Below are 17,976 nucleotides of genomic sequence, written 5' to 3'. Positions count from 1 at the left end.
CATGGCCGGCTTCCCCATCCCCGTTTCGGTGCTCACCGGCTTTCTCGGCGCCGGCAAGACGACGCTGCTCAACCGGCTGCTCCGGGATCCGGCACTCGCCGACACCGCCGTCATCATCAACGAGTTCGGCGAGGTGGCGATCGACCATCTTCTGGTCGAGCAGGCCTCCGACGGCATCATCCAGCTCTCCGACGGCTGTCTCTGCTGCACGGTGCGCGGCGAGCTGGTCGACACGCTGGCCGACCTCGTCGACCGGCTGCAGACCGGCCGCATCGACCGGCTTGCCCGCGTCGTCGTCGAGACCACCGGGCTCGCCGACCCCGCCCCCGTGCTGCAGTCGATCATGGCGCATCCGGCCCTGGTCCAGGCCTTCCGGCTCGACGGCGTCATCACCCTGGTCGACGCCGTCAACGGCAATGCGACGCTCGATGCGCATGTCGAGGCGGTCAAGCAGGTGGCGGTCGCCGATCGCATCGTGCTCAGCAAGGCCGACCTGGCCACGGATGCAGGCGATGTCGAGGCGTTGCGGGCGCGGCTCAGGCAGCTCAACCCGGGCGCCGTGGTGCTCGACGCGAGCGAGGCAAGCACGGCGACCCTGTTCGATTGCGGTCTCTACAATCCGGCCACCAAATCGGTCGATGTGCAGCGTTGGCTCGGCGAAGAAGCCGGCCGCGACCATGACCATAGCGGGCATGACCACAGCGGGCATGATGACGACGGCCATGACGGTGGCGACCACCATCACCATGGTCATGGTCATGGTCATGGCCACAGGCACGATTCCCGCGTGCGTTCGTATTCGCTGGTTCATGACGGGCCGGTGCCGTTTTCGGCAATCGAGATGTTCCTCGATCTGCTGCGCTCGGCGCATGGCGAGCGCCTGTTGCGGATGAAGGGCGTCATCGAGCTTGCAGAAGACCCGTCGCGGCCGCTGGTTATCCATGGCGTGCAGAAGATCCTGCATCCGCCGGTGCAACTGCCGGCCTGGCCGGACAGCCAGCGCGGCACCAGGCTGGTGCTGATCACGCTCGACATGCCGGAAGACTATGTCCGCCGGCTGTTCGCCGCCTTCACCAACCGGCCGTCGATCGACACGCCGGATCGCGCAGCCCTGGAAAGCAATCCACTGGCTATTGCCGGGCGTGGGTGAAGCTGCCGATCTCCCCCCTCGAGGGGGAGATGGCCGGCAGCCAGAGGGGGTCGGCGCGACCGGACGCGGCCTCCTGCGGCAGATCAAGGTTGGCGCTTTACGCGAGGCGACCCCCTCTGTCGCCTTCGGCGACATCTCCCCCTCGAGGGGGGAGATTATCCCGCTCAGCCGCGCTCGACCAAGAAGCGGTGGCCGCCTGACATCGCGGCCGTTTCGACCAGCCGATGGCCGCTCTCGGCGCAGAAGGCGGGAATGTCTATGACGGCGAGCGGGTCGGTGGTTTCGAGCCACAGCCGGCTGCCCGGCTGCATTGCGGCCAGGCGCTTTTTTGCCTTGAGCACGGGCAATGGGCAGTTCAGGCCTTTGAGGTCGTAGACGGCGGCGGGGCTGGTTGAGGGCCTGTCTTCTTGGCCCCCATCTTCTTGTCCAAGCATGAAACTCAGCCGCCAAACATGCCGAGCAGCTTTTTCTTCAACCTTGTCGCCGTGCTTTCGGCGTCCGCAGCCTGCGTTTCGACCGCCGGGGCGGCTTCCGATGGCGCTACGGTGGCGGTGGCGACAGGCATCTCGGCGGCGGTCTTGGCAGCTTCCTTTTCAGCCAGCGCCTGCGCCTTGGCAGCTTCCTTCTCGGCCAGGGCCTGCGCCTTGGCTGCCTCTTTCGCGGCCTTGGCCGCTTCTATGGCGGCTAGCCTTTGTTCCTCGGCCTTCTGCTTGGCGGCCTTTTCGGCGTCGAGCGCCGCCATCTTGCGGCCTGCCGGCGAATCGACGCGGCCCATGCGCGCCGTTTCGGTCACCGTGCCGTCCGGGTTGAGCGACGGCGGCTCGATCGGCACGCGTTCGCCGCGGGCACGCCGTTTCGACCAGTCGGAAACGATGCTGGCTTCCTTGATCCCGGCGATGGTCGGCTTGGGCGCCGGCACGCTGGCCTTGACGGCGCCGTTGAAGGCCGCCTCATAGGTACTTTGATAAGCGTTGATGGCGCTCTTCAGCGAATCGGGCTGGGTGGTTGCAGGGCAAGGGCCGGTCGGATTGAAGGTCGAGCCGTCGGCCGCAACCTGGTTGAAGACGTAGCGCTTCTCGCAGACGTCGACTTTCGGCGGCACCTTGGTGACCTCGAAATTGTCGTAGCCGACCTTCAGCATCTTCCAGAATTCGTAGTTCGGGTCGTTGCGATAGCGCGCCATATTGGCTGCAGTCATGCGGAACGGAAAAGCCTGGATCTGGAACTCGGTCTGGCCGCCCTGGAAGGCGTCGCGGCCGAACGCGTAGATCTGCTCGATCTGCGCGTCGGTCATCGAATAGCAGCCAGACGACGAGCAGGCGCCATGGACCATCAGGTTCGAACCGGTGCGGCCATTGGCGCGGTCATAGGCGTTCGGGTAGCCGATGTTGAAGGACAGGTGGTAATTCGACCGCGGGTTCATCTGTGCCGGGCGGACCGTGTAAAAGCCTTCCGGCGCCTGGCGGTCGCCTTCGGTGAATTTCGGCCCGAGCTTGCCCGACCATTTGCAGATGTCGTAGCTGGCGACCAGGTCGTAGCGGCCGTTGGTCTTGGCCTTCCAGATTTCGAGCTTGCCTTCTTCCTTGAAGATGCGGGCCATCACCGAGGAGGTGCGGACCATGCCCTTGGCTTTCATCTCGGCCAGGATCTTGTCCGGCAGCGGCTTGTTGGCTTGCGGCGCAAAATCCTTCATCGAAGCATTATTGCAGCCGGCGACGCCGATCGCAGCGATCAGAACTCCGGTGCGGGCAAGCTTGGCTAACATGGATATCGCTATCGTCTTCATCTCTGCGCCGCGGATTCCGCAGCTGCTAAACCGACCACTGACGGACCCTAAGCCCGTTAACCTTGAAAATTCCTTACCGCAAGCATGCTGGAGCGTCCCCTTACGGCAAGCTCACTGAGCCGAATGCAGCGGCATTTTTGTGGCGAAATTGCTCCACGCCGTCACATTTCAGGCCGCATGCCTGCGTTGATTACAGATTGCGGCCCATCGCCAAGTATTTCTCGCGGCGATGCTCGCGGAAGTCGGTGTTGGCGCCGGAGAATTCCTTCATCGTCCTGGCGATAAGGTCGCCGGTGGCGGCGATCACCGTTTCTGGGGCGCGATGGGCGCCGCCGAGCGGCTCGGCAACGATGGCGTCGATGACCTTCAGCTCCAGCAGATCCTGCGCCGTGATCTTCATATTGGTCGCCGCATCCCTGGACCGCGTGGTGTCTCGCCACAGGATCGAGGCGGCGCCCTCCGGCGAGATCACCGAATAGATGGCGTGTTCGAGCATGTAGACGCGGTTGGCGGTGGCGATCGCTATGGCGCCGCCCGAGCCGCCTTCGCCGATCACCACCGAGATCGACGGCACCTTCAGGCCAAGGCAGGCCGAAGTCGAGCGGGCGATGGCTTCCGCCTGGCCGCGCTCTTCGGCGTTGACACCGGGATAGGCGCCGGCCGTGTCGACCAGCGTCAGCAGCGGGATCTGGAAGCGGTCGGCGAGTTCCATCAGCCGCACCGCCTTGCGGTAGCCCTCCGGCCGCACCGAGCCGAAATTATGCTTCAGCCGGCTTGCCGTGTCTGAACCCTTCTCCTGGCCGATGATCGCCACCGGCTCGCCACGGAAGCGGGCGAAGCCGCCGACGATCGCCTGGTCCTCGCCGAAATTGCGGTCGCCGGCGAGCGGCGTGAAATCAGTAAGCAGGCCCTTGATGTAGTCGATGCAATGCGGCCTGTCCGGATGGCGCGCCACCTGCACCTTCTGCCACGGCGTCAGCGCCTTGTAGGCGTCGCGCAGCGCATCGCGCGAGCGCTTCTCGAGACGGGCGATCTCATCGCCGACATCGACCGCCTCGCCGTTCTCGGCAAGCTTCTTCAGCTCGATGATCTTGCCTTCGAGATCCTGCACGGGCTTTTCGAAATCGAGGTAATTGTACATTCTTGGGCGGACCGGCAAGTCGGAAGGCAATGACTGACGCAAGCCTGAAAATGCAGGCTGGGCGCGGTGGAACGTCGTTCTCACATAGCGACATGACGCCTAGTCGGCAAGCGGATGATGATCGTTGACCAGACGCACCAGCCGCTCCTCCAGCACATGCGTGTAGATCTGCGTCGTTGAAATATCGGCATGGCCGAGCAACTGCTGCACGGCCCTGAGATCGGCGCCGTTCTGCAGCAGATGGCTGGCGAAGGCATGGCGCAGCACATGCGGAGATATCTTCGCCGTGGCAATGCCGGCTCGCGCGGCAAGCCCTTTCAGCTCGCGGGCAAAGACCTGTCTCGAGAGATAGCCGCTGTCGGAGGCAGCCGGAAACAGGAACGGGCTGTCGGCAAAAGCCGGCACCGCTGCCCGTGCGGCAAGCCAGGTCCGCATCGCCGTGCGGGCCTTGGCCGATAGCGGCACCATGCGCTCCTTGTTGCCCTTGCCGCGCACCATGAAGAAGCGGTCGTCGCGCTGCGCCACCGTCACGGGAAGGGCGACCAGCTCCGAAACCCGCAGTCCGGTGGCGTAGAGCACCTCGACCAGCGCGTGCAGGCGCAGCGCCGCCAGGCTGTCGCCGTCGTTGGCCGAGGGGTCGATCGCCTCCTGCGCGGCGCGGTCGAGCAGCCGGCCGGTATCGGCCTCGCTCATTGTCTTCGGCAGCGGCCGGCCTTTCTTCGGGCTGTCGAGCGTGCCGGTCGGATCGTCACCGCGCAGGCCTTCGGCGTAGAGGAATTTGAAGAACTGCCGGATCGCCGACAATTTGCGCGCCTGCGAAGTGGCGGCAAAGCCGCGCGCGGCGATGTCGTCGAGATAGGCACGGATGTCGGCGCTGGTGGCAGCGGCAAGCCCGCCGCGGATCCCGGCGGAAGCGTCCTCGAGGTCGCGGCGATAGGAGGAAAGCGTGTTTTCGGCCGCGCCGCGCTCGGCGCTCATCATCTCCAGGAAAGCTTCGATGCGGGCGGCGCTGTTCATTTTTTGGGATTGAGCTTTTCCGGAGGGATACGCACGCTCATTTCCGCCTTTCTCGGCTCGACGAACATGACCAGGGCGAACATCGCGCCATAGACAATGCCGGCCAGAATCGCGAGCGTCACGACAAAGCGAAACAGTGTTGGCATTAATTTTCGCCCGTCGTCTTATTCTGCATTTCCAACCCTGTGCCCTTATGAGACGCCAATCCGGCCAATTCAAGGGTGAAGCCCATAGTCCCGGTTGCGCCGCGCTTGACGCAAACAGGCTTTTGATGTCGATACGCCGGCAAAGAGGCCCTAGAAGCATGAATGCGCTACCAGCAAATCCTCCGGGCGAGAGCCATGCCGCGCTGCTCGGCCGGCTGGGCGGCCGTTCCATCGTCTTTGTCGGGCTGATGGGCGCCGGCAAGACGGCGATCGGCCGCAAGGTGGCGGCGATGCTGGCACTGCCCTTCATCGACAGCGACCAGGAGATCGAAACCGTTTCGCGCATGAGCGTCCCGGACCTGTTCGAGCGCTATGGCGAGGCGGAGTTCCGGGCGCTGGAGCAGCGCGTCATCCTGCGCGTGCTGGAGCACGGGCCGCAGGTGCTGTCGACCGGCGGCGGCGCCTTCATGAACGCGCAGACGCGCGAGGCGATCGCCAGCCATGGCGTTTCGGTCTGGCTGAAGGCCGAGATCGACCTGTTGATGGAGCGCGTTTCCAAGAAACAGAACCGGCCGCTGCTGAAAAGCGCCGATCCACGCGCCGTGCTCGAACGGCTGATGGCGGAACGCTACCCGGTTTATGCCGCGGCCGACGTCATCGTGCCGACCCGCGACGACCGCAAGGAGATCATTGCCGCCGAAGTGGTGGACGCGCTGCGCGGCCATCTCGGCGTTGCCGATATTGACGAGGTGCGGTCGTGAGCGCTGATGCAACGGTCTCTGTCGAAGTCGGGCTTGGCGAGCGTGCCTACGACATTTTGATCGGTCCCGGCCTGCTGTCACGCGCCGGCGCCGAGATTTCACGCCGTCTGCCGGGCACGCGGGCGGCGGTCGTCACCGACGAAAACGTGGCTAGCGCGCATCTCGCGACGCTTGCGGCCGGCCTGGCAAGCGGTGGCATCCAACATGCCGTCATCACGCTGCCGCCCGGCGAAAAGACCAAGAGCTTTGCGCATCTCGAAGAGGTGGTCGACGGCGTGCTGGCCGCCAAGCTGGAGCGCGGCGACGTCGTCATCGCGCTCGGCGGCGGCGTCATCGGCGACCTCGCCGGCTTTGCCGCCGGCATCGCGCGGCGCGGCATGAACTTCGTGCAGGTTCCGACCTCGCTGCTGGCGCAGGTCGATTCCTCCGTCGGCGGCAAGACCGGCATCAACAGCAAGCGCGGCAAGAACCTGGTCGGGGTGTTCCACCAGCCGAAGTTGGTGCTGGCCGACACCGAAGTGCTCGACACGCTGCCGATCCGCGAGTTTCGCGCCGGCTATGCCGAACTGGCCAAATACGGGCTGATCGACCGGCCCGAGTTCTTCGCCTGGCTGGAAGAAAACTGGCGCCAAGTGTTTGCCGGCGGGCCGGAGCGGGGAAAGGCCATTGCCGAGGCCTGCCGCGCCAAGGCCGACGTCGTTGCCCGCGACGAGTTCGAGACCGGCGACCGCGCGTTGCTCAATCTCGGCCACACCTTCGGTCATGCGCTGGAGGCGGCGACCGGCTATGACGGCGCAAGGCTCGTGCATGGCGAGGGCGTCGCCATCGGCATGGCGCTGGCGCACCGCTTTTCGTCAAGGGTCAATTTGGCGAGCCCCGACGACGCGGCGCGTGTCGAGGCGCATCTTCGCGCCGTCGGCTTGCCCTGGCGCATGGCCGACATTCCAGGCGAACTGCCCGACGCCGAGACGCTGTTCTCCTTCATCACCCAGGACAAGAAGGTGTCGCGCGGCGCGCTGACCTTCATCCTGACGCGCGGCATCGGCCAGGCCTTTATCGCCCGGGATGTGCCGGCCTCGGAAGTGCTGGCATTCCTCAGGGAGAATCATCCGGGATGAGCCAGGCCGGCTGGATCGCGGCTGCCGTGCTCGCCGGCCTCGGCCTGCTGGGCTTCGTCCTGCGCCGGCACCTGCTCGCCGGCTTCGGCTACGAGCTGCAACGCATCGAGCCGCAGCGCTCGGCGCGCGAGGAACTGCGCGGCGCCGTCAATGATTTCCGCCGCGACGGCCAGGTGGTGCGCGAGGACCGCGCCCGCATCGGCGGCCTGTTCGACCTCGAGGAGCTCGAAGTGTCGGACGTCATGGTCCACCGCACCAATATGCGCTCGGTCAATGCCGACGACCCGCCGGAAGCGGTGGTTCGCGAGATCCTGCAGAGCCCGCACACCCGCATGCCGTTGTGGAAGGGGTCGCTCGACAACATTGTGGGCGTGCTGCACGCGAAGGATCTGCTGCGCGCGCTGAACGAGGTCGGCAACGATTTCTCCCGGATCGACGTGATGAAGATCGCGTCGAAACCGTGGTTCGTGCCCGACACCACGACGCTGCAGGAGCAGCTCAATGCCTTCCTGCGCCGCAAGGCGCATTTCGCCATCGTCGTCGACGAATATGGCGAGGTCGAAGGACTGGTGACGCTGGAAGACATCATCGAGGAGATCGTCGGCGAGATCGCCGACGAGCACGACATCGACATCCAGGGCGTCAAGCAGGAGGCCGACGGCTCCGTCGTCGTCGACGGCACGGTGCCGATCCGCGACCTGAACCGGGCGCTCGACTGGAACCTGCCGGACGAGGAGGCAACCACCATTGCCGGCCTTGTCATCCACGAGGCGCAATCGATCCCGGACGAAAAGCAGGCCTTTACGTTTCACGGCAAGCGCTTCGTCGTGATGAAGCGCGACAAGAACCGCATCGCGCGGCTGAGGATCAAGCCGGCGATGCTTGGCGAATGACAGTGCGCGCCTTGTGGCAGCCGTGGGCAGTCAGGCGTTTATGAGGATCGATCGGCGAAGCCTGCTTCTGGCGTCGATGGCGGCGCTGCTGCCGGGGCAGGCTCGTGCCGCATCGCGGCTGCGTTCGCCATCGCCCGAAACCTTCGACTATGGGCCGGCCAAGCTCGACATCTATTCCCGCGACGGCGCAAGCGGCCTGCCGGTCGTCTTCTTCGTCCATGGCGGCGCCTGGCGGGTCGGCAACCGCAACAATGTCAACTCCAAGCCTGGTTTCCTGCTCGACAATGGCTTCTGCTTCGTCTCGATCGACTACCGGATGCTGCCCGAGGCCGACGTCGCCACCCAGGCGGCGGATGTCGAACTGGCCTATCGCTACATCAGCGCCAACATTGCCAGGCATGGCGGCGATCCGGACCGGATCGTCGCGATGGGCCATTCGGCCGGCTGCCATCTCGTCGCATTGACCGGGCTGCGCGGCGGCCTGCCCGGCGTCGCGGCGCTGATCCTCGACGACACCAGGGCTTACGATTTGGCGGCACTGGCCAGGAGCGGCGGCATGGCAGGGGTCTATGCCCGTGCCTTTCCCGATCCGGCGCAGTGGCGCGCGCTGTCGCCTGTCACCTACGTCGAAGGCCGCAAGCACCCGCCGACCTTCATCGCCCATTCGCGGGCGAAAGCCCGCGCGGCGGACGCGCAGGCCTTCGCCGGGCGTCTGCGTGCAACCGGAACCAGGGTCACGCTGTTCGACGGCAGCGCCTATTCGCACATGTCGATCAATCGCGACTTCGGCACCGAAGGCGATGCATTGACAGCTGCGGTGATGGCTTTCCTGAGGGCGAGCCTCGGCTGAGTTACCAGCGCATCTTTTGGATGGCGGCAGGCAGGTGAGGGGCGCGCGGACGCGGGGAACGAGGGACGGCTAAGCCGAGCGATTGCTGTGACCGTGGTCATTGACCATGGTCACTTCTAATCCTACATAGTGAACGGCAATTTTGTTCATTGAGGTGGCGCATGGCCGCGCAGGTGTCGAAATCGAAGTTCAAGGCAAGGGCTCTTGAGTATTTTCGTCAGGTTGAAACGAGTGGCGAGCCAATCATTGTGACCGATCACGGCCAGCCCACACTGGAGATACGACGCTATGAACCGGTTGCGCGCGACCCTTTGGAGGTGCTGCGTGGGTCTGTCCTGCGTTACGACCGGCCCACGGATCCGGTGGCCGAAGATGATTGGGAAGCCAGCAATTGATCGTGCTGGACACGCATGTTCTCGTCCGCTGGGTCGGCGGTGAGACCGATCTGCTTTCAGAACCAGCACTTCGCGCAATCGAGCGGGAGAGGATAGGCGGCGAGATTTTGATCTCCTCGATATCAGCATGGGAAATCGCCATGCTGATTTCCAGGGGGCGCCTCCTGCTATCGATGGATGTGGGTGAATGGCTGGCGACGGTCAGCAAGCTTGAAAAACTGAGCTTCATTTCCGTCGACAATGAGATTGCCGTGAATAGTGCCGAACTTCCGGGAGAATTTCACAAGGATCCGGCCGATCGGATCATTGTTGCGACCAGTCGAAAATTTGCGGCACCTTTGGTGACCGCGGATCAGAAGCTGCGAGACTATCGATATGTAAAGACAATCTGGTAGGGCAACTACCAGCGGGTCGTTTCGCCGGGCGCTGCCGGCTCGATCGCCAGGGCGTGGACGCCGGATTTCAATTCCTCGGCCAGCAGATCGTTGACTGCGCGGTGACGTTCGACGCGGCTCATGCCGGCAAAGGCTGGGGCGACGATGCGGACGCGGAAATGCGTTTCGCCGGCGCCGTCGAAGGTAGCGTGATGGCCGGAATCCACATGATGATGCCCGGCATGGAGATGGCTTTCGTTGATGACGTCCAGCCGTTCCGGCGAAAACGCCTTTTTCAGCTTATCTTCCATCGTTGCCTGTATGGACATCGCCGCTTCCCTTCACCACATCTATGTCATCGCACAAAATTCGCCATTCGCCGGTTTTATGCCGCGATTCAGCGGTTAGGGCGATCATCGCGAAAATGTCAATTCTTGTTTCGCATCCGCGAACAGCCCATAAATGGGTGAGATGAAGCCGTACCCAAAATATTTCGAGAAGATTCGCATCCGCCCGGAGAAGGACGCGGAGCTGAAGTCGCGTTCGCCGATCTGCCAGTGGGATGGCTGCAAGGAGGCCGGTACCCACCGCGCCCCGGTCGGACGCATGAAGGAAGGCGAGTATTTCCAGTTCTGCTTCGACCATGTGCGCGAGTACAACAAGGGCTTCAATTATTTCTCGGGCGTTCCCGACACCGAGATCGCGCGCTTCCAGAAGGAAGCCATGACCGGTCACCGGCCGACCTGGAAAATGGGCGTCAACGGCGCCTCGACGCGCTCCTCGCCAGACTTCGCCCAGGCGCGCTCTGGCCGCGCCGGCTACTACAATCGCATGCGCGATCCGTTCGACCTGTTCAAAGGCCCGAAGGACCCGCGCGAAGCCCGCGAGCGTAAGGCCAAGCCGCTTGAGGCCAAGGCACTGGAAACGCTTGGCCTTGATACAAAGGCAAGTGGCAAGGATATCAAGGCGCGCTATAAGGAACTTGTGAAACGCCACCATCCGGATGCGAATGGCGGCGACAGAGGTTCGGAAGACCGGTTCCGCGATGTGCTCCAGGCGTATCGCGTGCTCAAGCAGGCAGGTTTGTGCTGAGCGACCATACGGTTCGTGTCGCTTTCCAACTTTCATAAGGTTGGAAAAGGCTCTAAGACCGCCCCCGAACAAAATCGATTGCCAGCGAAACGCGGCGTTTCGCTTGTGGAGACGTTGATAGAGATGAACAAGGTCGATCGCGACATCGCCAACCTGCCCGACACCACGGTGTCGGTGAAGGAGACATTCGGCTTCGACTCCAGGATGGTGGTGCCGGCCTATTCGGTGACGAGCGAGCATGTCCCCGACATCGATCCGGACTACCTGTTCGACAAGAACACGACGATGGCGATCCTCGCCGGCTTTGCCTATAACCGCCGCGTCATGGTGTCGGGCTATCACGGCACCGGCAAATCGACGCATATCGAACAGGTCGCCGCCCGCCTCAACTGGCCTTGCGTGCGCGTCAATCTCGACAGCCATGTCAGCCGTATCGACCTCGTCGGCAAGGACGCCATCGTCGTCAAGGACGGGCTGCAGATCACCGAATTCCGCGACGGCATCCTGCCGTGGGCCTATCAGCACAATGTCGCGCTGTGCTTCGACGAGTACGATGCCGGCAGGCCGGACGTGATGTTCGTCATCCAGCGCGTGCTGGAATCGTCGGGCCGGCTGACGCTGCTCGACCAGAGCCGGGTCATCCGTCCGCACCCGGCCTTCCGGCTGTTTTCGACCGCCAACACGGTTGGGCTGGGCGACACCACCGGCCTCTACCACGGCACCCAGCAGATCAACCAGGCGCAGATGGACCGCTGGTCGATCGTCACCACGCTGAACTATCTGCCGCACGACAATGAGGTGAACATCGTGCTGGCCAAGGCCAAGCACTATCGCGATGGCAAGGGCAAGGAGATCGTCAACAAGATGGTGCGCGTCGCCGACATGACGCGGTCGGCCTTCATCAACGGCGATTTGTCGACCGTTATGAGCCCGCGCACGGTCATCACCTGGGCCGAGAACGCCGAGATCTTCGGCAATATCGGCATGGCGTTCCGGCTGACCTTCCTCAATAAATGCGACGAGCTGGAACGCTCGCTGGTCGCCGAGTTCTACCAGCGCGCCTTCGGCGAGGATCTGCCGGAATCGGCGGCGAATGTGGTGCTGGGCTAAGCAGAGTCTCGATGGCGGGTCCGGGCGACAACACGCGAAACAAATCCAAGACCGGCGCTGAGAACGACAGCTTCAAGCGCGCCGTCACCGTCTGCATGCGCGCCATCGCCGGCGACAAGGATCTCGAGGTCGGCTTCGCCAAGGACCGGCCGGCGCTGGCCGGCAGCCGCGCCCGGCTGCCCGAATTGCCGAAGAAGGCATCGAAGGCGGACATCGCCATCACCCGCGGGCTCGGCGATTCCATGGCGCTGAAGCGCGCCTGCCACGATGCGCGCATCCACACCAGGCTGGCACCGGAAGGCAAGGCAGCGCGCGCCATCTATGACGCGGTCGAGCAGGCCCGCGTGGAGGCGATAGGCTCTCGCGCCATGCAGGGCGTTGCCGACAATATCGGTTCGATGCTGGAGGACAAATACGCCAGGGCCAACCTCGTCGACGTCAAGGACAAGGCCGACGCGCCGATCGAGGAAGCGCTGGCGCTGATGGTGCGCGAAAAACTGACCGGCCGCGCCGTGCCGAAAAGCGGCGAACGGCTGGTCGATCTCTGGCGGCCCTGGGTCGAGGAAAAGGCGAGTGCCGACCTCGACGGGCTGTCGGCAAAGCTCGACGACCAGCAGGCATTCGCCCGCGTCGTGCGCGAGATGCTCGCCTCCATGGAAATGGCCGAGGAGCTCGGCGACGAACAGGAGACGGAAGACTCCGAGGACAACGACGAAAACCAGCCGCAAGGCGAGGAGCAGAGCGAGGAGGGCGGCGAAGACGATTCCGGCTCCGAGCAGTCGCAGTCCGAGGATACAGAGGCATCGTCGGACGACGAGCAATCGGCCGAGACGGAGGCCTCCGACGCCACCGCCGAGGATCTCTCCGACGATGATGACGCCGATGCGGAGACGCCCGGCGAGGCGCGCCGCAACGACAATCCCTTCACCAATCTGCCGAAGGAGATCGACTACAAGGTCTTCACCACGGCCTTCGACGAAACCGTAGGCGCGGAAGAACTGTGCGAGGAGGAGGAGCTCGACCGGCTGCGCGCCTTCCTCGACAAGCAGCTCGCCAACCTTTCCGGCGTCGTCGGGCGGCTGGCCAACCGGCTGCAGCGCCGGCTGATGGCGCAGCAGAACCGCTCCTGGGATTTCGACCTCGAAGAGGGCTATCTCGATCCGGCGCGGCTGGTGCGCGTCGTCATCGATCCGATGCAGCCTCTGTCCTTCAAGCAGGAGCGTGATACAAAATTCCGCGACACGGTGGTGTCGCTGGTGCTCGACAATTCGGGTTCGATGCGCGGCCGGCCGATCACCGTCGCCGCCACCTGCGCTGACATCCTGGCGCGTACGCTGGAACGCTGCGGCGTCTCGGTCGAAATCCTCGGCTTCACCACCCGCGCCTGGAAGGGCGGACAGGCGCGCGAGAAATGGCTGAAGGAAGGCAAGCCGCCGAACCCCGGCCGGCTCAACGATCTGCGCCACATCATCTACAAATCCGCCGACCATCCGTGGCGGCGGGCGCGCCGTAATCTCGGCCTGATGATGCGCGAGGGGCTGCTCAAGGAAAACATCGACGGCGAGGCGCTGCTGTGGGCGCACAACCGGCTGATCGCGCGGCCGGAGCAGCGCAAGATCCTGATGATGATCTCGGACGGCGCGCCGGTCGACGATTCGACGCTGTCCGTCAATCCCGGCAATTATCTCGAGCGGCATCTGCGCGCCATCATCGAGCTCATCGAGACGCGCTCGCCGGTCGAGCTTTTGGCCATCGGCATCGGCCACGACGTTACCCGTTATTATCGCCGCGCCGTCACCATCGTCGATGCCGAAGAATTGGCCGGCGCCATGACCGAGCAGTTGGCCTCACTGTTCGGCGAGGAAACCGTGCGCGACACGCGGCGCGGCGGCATGCGGCGCGCCGGATGATTTTTTCCCGCGGCGGCTTTTGGCAGAAGCTTTTGGCCGCCATTGCGTTGTTAGGCATCAGTTCGGCGCCGGCTGTCGCTGCCGGCCCGGCCTCGGTCGAGCCGGCCGAAATCTCGGCACGGCCGATCAGCGAATTCCATATCGGCCGGCCGGACAAACAGTTCGGGCCGCTCGAATTCGTCGGCGGGCTCGAAATGACCTCGCCGACACGCGATTTCGGCGCGCTGTCGGCGCTTCGGTTCCTCAGGCCCGGCAGCGATTTCATCGGCGTCGCCGACACCGGCTTCTGGTTCTTCGGCACCCTCGTCCACGATGCCGACAAGCGGCCTTCCGGCATCGAGAATTTTCGCATGCAGCAGATGGTCGATGCTGCCGGCCAGCCGATCGACCTGAAATGGGCGGTCGATGCGGAAGGGCTCGCGGTCAAGGACGGCATTGCCACGGTCGGCTTCGAGCGCGATCACCGTATCGCCGAGTTCAAGATCGACCCGGACGATATGAAGGCGCCGTTCAAGCAATTGGACTTCCTGATCCCGGCCGGGGAACTCCGCCGCAATCGCGGCTTCGAGACCGTCACTCGCGCCAATCCCAACGGGCAGCACGCGGGCGGCCTGGTCGTGGTGTCGGAAAAGAGCCTCGACAAGGCCGGCAACATCTTTGCCGCGATCATCGAAGGGCCGCACAAGGGCGTCTTCACCGTCAAGCGCAATGGCGATTTCGACATTACCGACGGCGCCTTCCTGCCGGATGGCGACCTGTTGCTTCTGGAGCGCAGTTTTTCGATGGCCGACGGCGTCAGGATGCGGCTGCGGCGCATCTATGGCGAAAGCGTCGAGAAGGGCGCCGTCGCCGACGGGCCGGTGCTGCTTGAAGCCGACATGGGCTACCAGATCGACAATATGGAAGCGCTCGACGTCTGGACCCGCGACGATGGCGCGCTGATCGTGTCGCTGATGTCCGACGACAACCACTCGATCCTGCAGCGCAATCTTTACCTGGAATTCATCCTGCACGAGGATTGACGCGCGACCGGCCCTTGCGGGGCTGATGGCGATGCGGGCGTTTCCGCGCCGTTTCGCAACTCGTGTAATTTCCCTTGGCAATACCCCGCGGGTTTTCCAACCGGCGCTCACCATCTGCAAAAATACTTTAGCCATGACTTGACAATTCGCGCTCTCGGCGAAATACTCAAGTCCATGCTTAAGTATTCCGAGATCGACAGCATCCTGCGGGCTCTTGCCGAGCCGACGCGCCGGGCAATCCTGGAAAGACTGAGCCGCGGGCCGGCCACCGTCAGCCAGTTGGCGGAGCCGTTCGGCATGACCTTCGCCGCCGTGCTCCAGCATCTCCAGGCGCTGGAAGCGTGCGGGCTGATCCGAAGCGAGAAGGTCGGACGCGTGCGCACCTGCCGGATCGAGCCCGGCGGGCTTGCCCCTCTCGCCGACTGGATCGCCGCGCGCCGTACGCCGGCCGAACGCCACCTCGACCGTCTCGGCCAGATCCTGGCGGAGACTTCCCAACCGAACGCAACACTCCACGACCAGGAAAAGGACGACAAGAAATGAACCAGATTGCCCCGGTTAATGACGAGCGCTCCGTCATCCATTCAACCTTCACGATCGAGCGGACCTATCCGCAATCGCCCGAGCGCGTCTTCTTTGCCTTTGCCGACAAGGCGACGGTGCGGCGCTGGCGCGTCGAAGGCGACGGCTTCACCATCGCCGAATTCACCTTCGATTTTCGTGTCGGCGGCGGCGAGGTTTCGCGGTTCAGCTATCAGGGCGGCCCGGAAATCAGGCTCGATGCGCAGTTCCAGGACATCGTCCCTGACCGGCGCATCGTATTTTCCTACCGGATGGCGGTCGGGCCGCAGGCGCTGTCGGCGTCTCTCACCACCGTCGAGTTCGCACCCTCCGGCGACGGCACCCGCCTGACCTATACCGAACAGGGTGCGTTCTTCGATGGCGTCGATTCAGCGCAAGGGCGCGAAGAGGGCACGCGCGGGCTGCTGCAGGCACTCGCCGCCGAGCTTCGGAAAGCGAAGTAGTAGGTGGCGGCATGCCGGGCGGAGCCCAAACAGTAATCCGCCCGAAATGCTTCCGCTATGCTTTGCTTGCCAGCCAGACGACGTGACGGGCGCCGCGCTTGCCGTGAGCCCGCACCTTGACCTCCTCGACCGTGAAGCCCGCCTGCTTGAGCCTTCGGGTGAAACCTGCGTCAGGGCCCTGCGACCAGACCGCCAGCACACCGCCGGGCTTGAGCGCTGCTCTCGCGCTGATCAGGCCGGCTGCGCTGTAGAGCGCATCATTGGCCTTGTAGACGATGCCTTCGGGGCCGTTGTCGACATCGAGCAGGATCGCGTCCCAAGCCGATGCCTGCGAACGGATGAGCTGACCGACATCGGTCTCGCGAATGCCGACGCGCCGGTCGTCAAGACAGCCCTCGAAAACCTCGGCCATCGGGCCGCGCGCCCACGTCACGACCGCCGATACAAGTTCGGCAACGGTGACCTTCGCATCGGCGCCAAGCTCGGCCAGCGCCGCGCGCAAGGTAAAGCCCATGCCGAGGCCGCCGATCAGGATGCTTGGGTTCTGCCGGCCGGCTATCCTTTGACAGGACAGTTTCGCAAGCGCCTCTTCGGAACCGCTGAGCCGGCTATTCATCAGCTCGTTCGCGCCAAGCATGATCGAGAATTCGCCGCCGCGCCGTTTCAGGCGGAGTTCCTGTCCGCCGTCAGGGGTTTTTGCCGAGTCCAGTTGAAGCCAGGGGATCATGCTCGATAGTCTTTGAGCATGATCTTGTCCGAAAACCGGTTCCCACTTTCCGCTAACGCGGACCTTCGGTTCGGGATCATGCTCTATGCCGCCAGTGCCGGCTGGCTCCAGCGGGCGGCAAGCAGCCGGTAGGGGATCAGCGCCACCACCGCTATGACCAGCTTGACGCTAAGATCGCCGAGCGCCCAGGATATCCAGCGCATCGTCTCGACCGGCAGCACGCCCATCAGCGGCGCGGTTTCCAACGCAAAGCCGTCGTTGGGCCCGGCGAAGGCAAAAGCCGCCGCAAAGGCGACGGTGAAAAACACCACCGTATCGAAGACGGAGCCGACCAGCGTGCCGACGATCGGTGCGCGCCACCAGCTCTGCCGGCGCAACCGGTTGAACACGGTGACGTCGAGCAATTGCGCGGTGAGGAAGGCGGCGCCCGACGCCGCGGCAATGCGCACCAGTCGGTCGGCGGCGGTCTCGAATTCGATCAGGCCGTGGCGAAACAGCAGCGGCGGGATGACGATCGAGCAGATCACCGCTGTCATGAAGCCGACAAAGACGATCCTGCGCGCCACCGCCGGCCCATAGCGGCGATTGGCGAGATCGGTGACCAGGAATGAGAACGGATAGGTGAAGGCGCCCCAGGTCAGGATGTCGGCCAACGACAACCCGCCGATTGCACCCTGCATCGGGAACTGCACAAGGATGTTCGAGGCCACGACGACGAGCGCCATGGCTGCCACGAAGGGCAGGTACCGCGAGAGGAAAATCATTTTTTTATCCTGGGTAATGGAACCAGCGGAACGCGATCCGGAACCCGGGTCACGCCCTGGAAGGCGACTGACCGCCGAAAAACTCAGGCAGCCGGCTGTTCGGCGAGCTTCTTGGCGATCTGCTTCTTCAACAGGCGGGCGCGCTGCGACAATTCCTTGGCATCTGCCTTGACCAGGAAGGCATCCAGGCCGCCGCGATGCTCGACCGAACGCAGCGCGTTGGCCGAAATGCGCAGGCGCACATTCTGGTTCAGCGCTTCCGAGATCAGCGTCACATTGACGAGATTGGGCAGGAAGCGACGCTTGGTCTTGTTGTTGGCGTGGCTCACATTGTTGCCGGACATGACTGCCTTGGCAGTGAGTTCGCAGGTGCGGGACATGGTTCTAACCTTCGGTTCTCGGTCCTGGCCAAACATTCGACCCGCGCCGGGTGGCGCGCGGTTTCGGTCAGGCGGCCTTATGGAAAAAGTTGGCGTTCCATAGTTGCATTTCGCCGGGGCGTCAAGCTTGGGGTTGGTTAGCGCCAAGGGAATCAATCAAAGATGACCGATGCCGGCGCCGCCCCTCATCCGCCTGCCGGCACCTTCTCTCCGTATAGTGACGGGGAGAAGGGGCTGGTCGCAACCTTGGCGCGTTTTCTGCAACGTTCGAGATTGGCGAAATCCTTCGCGAAGGCGCCCTTCTCCCCGTCACTA

Annotated in this window: 22 protein-coding genes; 13 read left to right on the top strand and 9 right to left on the bottom strand. The window is 63.9% G+C overall.

Features of this window, described 5'->3' with window-relative positions; all coding sequences use genetic code 11:
- Window position 1 precedes the first annotated feature (1 nt).
- The gene (locus NKI19_RS02925) at window positions 2-1,150 is read left to right on the top strand and encodes a CobW family GTP-binding protein (RefSeq protein WP_352489381.1); all 1,149 of its coding nucleotides are present in this window, start codon (window positions 2-4) and stop codon (window positions 1,148-1,150) included.
- A 164-nt stretch (window positions 1,151-1,314) separates the two neighbouring features.
- Here NKI19_RS02925 and NKI19_RS02920 read toward each other — a convergent pair whose 3' ends face one another.
- From NKI19_RS02920 to NKI19_RS02900, 5 genes are all read right to left on the bottom strand, one after another.
- A complete protein-coding gene (locus NKI19_RS02920) occupies window positions 1,315-1,584 on the bottom strand; it encodes a sulfurtransferase TusA family protein (protein ID WP_352489382.1) in 270 nt (89 codons plus the stop codon).
- Between the two features lie 5 nt (window positions 1,585-1,589).
- Entirely contained in the window at window positions 1,590-2,915 is a 1,326-nt protein-coding gene (locus tag NKI19_RS02915) for a L,D-transpeptidase family protein (RefSeq protein WP_352489383.1), read from the bottom strand.
- A gap of 211 nt (window positions 2,916-3,126) precedes the next feature.
- Window positions 3,127-4,077: an acetyl-CoA carboxylase carboxyltransferase subunit alpha gene (locus NKI19_RS02910; RefSeq protein WP_352489384.1), complete on the bottom strand. Its 951-nt coding sequence runs from the start codon at window positions 4,075-4,077 to the stop codon at window positions 3,127-3,129.
- Between the two features lie 99 nt (window positions 4,078-4,176).
- Complete coding sequence (locus tag NKI19_RS02905) at window positions 4,177-5,094, bottom strand: site-specific tyrosine recombinase XerD (RefSeq protein ID WP_352489385.1); 918 nt, start codon at window positions 5,092-5,094, stop codon at window positions 4,177-4,179.
- Window positions 5,091-5,240 (bottom strand): hypothetical protein, encoded by a 150-nt coding sequence (locus tag NKI19_RS02900; protein ID WP_023677884.1) that lies wholly within the window; start codon window positions 5,238-5,240, stop codon window positions 5,091-5,093. The genes NKI19_RS02905 and NKI19_RS02900 overlap by 4 nt, the downstream gene beginning before the upstream one ends.
- 158 nt (window positions 5,241-5,398) lie before the next feature.
- On the opposite strand from NKI19_RS02900, the gene NKI19_RS02895 reads away from it, so the two are divergent.
- The 6 genes from NKI19_RS02895 (at window position 5,399) to NKI19_RS02870 (ending at window position 9,652) form a co-directional block, all read left to right on the top strand.
- Window positions 5,399-6,001 (top strand): shikimate kinase, encoded by a 603-nt coding sequence (locus NKI19_RS02895; RefSeq protein WP_352451197.1) that lies wholly within the window; start codon window positions 5,399-5,401, stop codon window positions 5,999-6,001.
- Window positions 5,998-7,119 (top strand): 3-dehydroquinate synthase, encoded by a 1,122-nt coding sequence (aroB, locus tag NKI19_RS02890; protein ID WP_352489386.1) that lies wholly within the window; start codon window positions 5,998-6,000, stop codon window positions 7,117-7,119. Before NKI19_RS02895 ends, aroB begins: the two co-directional genes overlap by 4 nt.
- On the top strand, window positions 7,116-8,012 hold the full coding sequence (locus tag NKI19_RS02885) for an HlyC/CorC family transporter (protein ID WP_352489387.1): 897 nt from the start codon (window positions 7,116-7,118) through the stop codon (window positions 8,010-8,012). Before aroB ends, NKI19_RS02885 begins: the two co-directional genes overlap by 4 nt.
- A gap of 40 nt (window positions 8,013-8,052) precedes the next feature.
- Window positions 8,053-8,862 (top strand): alpha/beta hydrolase, encoded by an 810-nt coding sequence (locus tag NKI19_RS02880; RefSeq protein WP_352489388.1) that lies wholly within the window; start codon window positions 8,053-8,055, stop codon window positions 8,860-8,862.
- 161 nt (window positions 8,863-9,023) lie between these two features.
- Window positions 9,024-9,257 (top strand): type II toxin-antitoxin system Phd/YefM family antitoxin, encoded by a 234-nt coding sequence (locus NKI19_RS02875; RefSeq protein WP_352489389.1) that lies wholly within the window; start codon window positions 9,024-9,026, stop codon window positions 9,255-9,257.
- 2 nt (window positions 9,258-9,259) lie between these two features.
- Window positions 9,260-9,652: a type II toxin-antitoxin system VapC family toxin gene (locus tag NKI19_RS02870; protein ID WP_352564731.1), complete on the top strand. Its 393-nt coding sequence runs from the start codon at window positions 9,260-9,262 to the stop codon at window positions 9,650-9,652.
- Between the two features lie 5 nt (window positions 9,653-9,657).
- Here NKI19_RS02870 and NKI19_RS02865 read toward each other — a convergent pair whose 3' ends face one another.
- A complete protein-coding gene (locus NKI19_RS02865; RefSeq protein WP_352489390.1) occupies window positions 9,658-9,960 on the bottom strand; it encodes a BolA family protein in 303 nt (100 codons plus the stop codon).
- A 133-nt stretch (window positions 9,961-10,093) separates the two neighbouring features.
- Between NKI19_RS02865 and NKI19_RS02860 the strand changes: the two genes are divergently transcribed.
- The 6 genes from NKI19_RS02860 (at window position 10,094) to NKI19_RS02835 (ending at window position 15,790) form a co-directional block, all read left to right on the top strand.
- Window positions 10,094-10,723, top strand: a complete 630-nt coding sequence (locus tag NKI19_RS02860) for a J domain-containing protein (RefSeq protein WP_254816626.1) — start codon at window positions 10,094-10,096, stop codon at window positions 10,721-10,723.
- A 123-nt stretch (window positions 10,724-10,846) separates the two neighbouring features.
- Window positions 10,847-11,833: a cobaltochelatase subunit CobS gene (gene cobS, locus NKI19_RS02855; protein WP_352489391.1), complete on the top strand. Its 987-nt coding sequence runs from the start codon at window positions 10,847-10,849 to the stop codon at window positions 11,831-11,833.
- Window positions 11,834-11,844: 11 nt separating this feature from the next.
- The gene (gene cobT, locus NKI19_RS02850; protein WP_352489392.1) at window positions 11,845-13,743 is read left to right on the top strand and encodes a cobaltochelatase subunit CobT; all 1,899 of its coding nucleotides are present in this window, start codon (window positions 11,845-11,847) and stop codon (window positions 13,741-13,743) included.
- Window positions 13,740-14,765 (top strand): esterase-like activity of phytase family protein, encoded by a 1,026-nt coding sequence (locus NKI19_RS02845; RefSeq protein WP_352489393.1) that lies wholly within the window; start codon window positions 13,740-13,742, stop codon window positions 14,763-14,765. Before cobT ends, NKI19_RS02845 begins: the two co-directional genes overlap by 4 nt.
- Before the next feature lie 174 nt (window positions 14,766-14,939).
- Window positions 14,940-15,308 (top strand): ArsR/SmtB family transcription factor, encoded by a 369-nt coding sequence (locus NKI19_RS02840; protein WP_292664933.1) that lies wholly within the window; start codon window positions 14,940-14,942, stop codon window positions 15,306-15,308.
- Complete coding sequence (locus tag NKI19_RS02835; RefSeq protein WP_352489394.1) at window positions 15,305-15,790, top strand: SRPBCC family protein; 486 nt, start codon at window positions 15,305-15,307, stop codon at window positions 15,788-15,790. The genes NKI19_RS02840 and NKI19_RS02835 overlap by 4 nt, the downstream gene beginning before the upstream one ends.
- A gap of 55 nt (window positions 15,791-15,845) precedes the next feature.
- Here NKI19_RS02835 and NKI19_RS02830 read toward each other — a convergent pair whose 3' ends face one another.
- The 3 genes from NKI19_RS02830 to rpmB all read right to left on the bottom strand — a co-directional run bounded on the left by NKI19_RS02830 (window position 15,846) and on the right by rpmB (window position 17,661).
- Complete coding sequence (locus NKI19_RS02830; protein WP_352564553.1) at window positions 15,846-16,517, bottom strand: polyamine aminopropyltransferase; 672 nt, start codon at window positions 16,515-16,517, stop codon at window positions 15,846-15,848.
- 83 nt (window positions 16,518-16,600) lie between these two features.
- A complete protein-coding gene (locus tag NKI19_RS02825) occupies window positions 16,601-17,281 on the bottom strand; it encodes a queuosine precursor transporter (RefSeq protein ID WP_352489396.1) in 681 nt (226 codons plus the stop codon).
- Window positions 17,282-17,364: 83 nt separating this feature from the next.
- A complete protein-coding gene (rpmB, locus tag NKI19_RS02820) occupies window positions 17,365-17,661 on the bottom strand; it encodes a 50S ribosomal protein L28 (RefSeq protein WP_292664929.1) in 297 nt (98 codons plus the stop codon).
- Window positions 17,662-17,976: the final 315 nt, after the last annotated feature.

The sequence above is a fragment of the Mesorhizobium sp. M0751 genome (genome assembly GCF_040320265.1).
In the GTDB taxonomy this organism is placed as follows: Bacteria; Pseudomonadota; Alphaproteobacteria; order Rhizobiales; family Rhizobiaceae; genus Mesorhizobium.
The sequence above is the reverse complement of the archived record's forward strand: the minus strand, read 5'-3'. Positions and strand labels throughout refer to the sequence as shown.

Bases quoted from the DNA above. Each gene is read 5' to 3' on its own strand.
- NKI19_RS02925 (WP_352489381.1), top strand. From the start codon at position 2: ATGGCCGGCTTCCCCATCCCCGTTTCGGTGCTCACCGGCTTTCTCGGC.
- NKI19_RS02920 (WP_352489382.1), bottom strand. From the start codon at position 1,584: ATGCTTGGACAAGAAGATGGGGGCCAAGAAGACAGGCCCTCAACCAGC.
- NKI19_RS02915 (WP_352489383.1), bottom strand. From the start codon at position 2,915: ATGTTAGCCAAGCTTGCCCGCACCGGAGTTCTGATCGCTGCGATCGGC.
- NKI19_RS02910 (WP_352489384.1), bottom strand. From the start codon at position 4,077: ATGTACAATTACCTCGATTTCGAAAAGCCCGTGCAGGATCTCGAAGGC.
- NKI19_RS02905 (WP_352489385.1), bottom strand. From the start codon at position 5,094: ATGAACAGCGCCGCCCGCATCGAAGCTTTCCTGGAGATGATGAGCGCC.
- NKI19_RS02900 (WP_023677884.1), bottom strand. From the start codon at position 5,240: ATGCCAACACTGTTTCGCTTTGTCGTGACGCTCGCGATTCTGGCCGGC.
- NKI19_RS02895 (WP_352451197.1), top strand. From the start codon at position 5,399: ATGAATGCGCTACCAGCAAATCCTCCGGGCGAGAGCCATGCCGCGCTG.
- NKI19_RS02885 (WP_352489387.1), top strand. From the start codon at position 7,116: ATGAGCCAGGCCGGCTGGATCGCGGCTGCCGTGCTCGCCGGCCTCGGC.
- NKI19_RS02880 (WP_352489388.1), top strand. From the start codon at position 8,053: ATGAGGATCGATCGGCGAAGCCTGCTTCTGGCGTCGATGGCGGCGCTG.
- NKI19_RS02875 (WP_352489389.1), top strand. From the start codon at position 9,024: ATGGCCGCGCAGGTGTCGAAATCGAAGTTCAAGGCAAGGGCTCTTGAG.
- NKI19_RS02865 (WP_352489390.1), bottom strand. From the start codon at position 9,960: ATGTCCATACAGGCAACGATGGAAGATAAGCTGAAAAAGGCGTTTTCG.
- NKI19_RS02860 (WP_254816626.1), top strand. From the start codon at position 10,094: ATGGGTGAGATGAAGCCGTACCCAAAATATTTCGAGAAGATTCGCATC.
- cobS (WP_352489391.1), top strand. From the start codon at position 10,847: ATGAACAAGGTCGATCGCGACATCGCCAACCTGCCCGACACCACGGTG.
- cobT (WP_352489392.1), top strand. From the start codon at position 11,845: ATGGCGGGTCCGGGCGACAACACGCGAAACAAATCCAAGACCGGCGCT.
- NKI19_RS02845 (WP_352489393.1), top strand. From the start codon at position 13,740: ATGATTTTTTCCCGCGGCGGCTTTTGGCAGAAGCTTTTGGCCGCCATT.
- NKI19_RS02840 (WP_292664933.1), top strand. From the start codon at position 14,940: ATGCTTAAGTATTCCGAGATCGACAGCATCCTGCGGGCTCTTGCCGAG.
- NKI19_RS02835 (WP_352489394.1), top strand. From the start codon at position 15,305: ATGAACCAGATTGCCCCGGTTAATGACGAGCGCTCCGTCATCCATTCA.
- NKI19_RS02830 (WP_352564553.1), bottom strand. From the start codon at position 16,517: ATGATCCCCTGGCTTCAACTGGACTCGGCAAAAACCCCTGACGGCGGA.
- NKI19_RS02825 (WP_352489396.1), bottom strand. From the start codon at position 17,281: ATGATTTTCCTCTCGCGGTACCTGCCCTTCGTGGCAGCCATGGCGCTC.
- rpmB (WP_292664929.1), bottom strand. From the start codon at position 17,661: ATGTCCCGCACCTGCGAACTCACTGCCAAGGCAGTCATGTCCGGCAAC.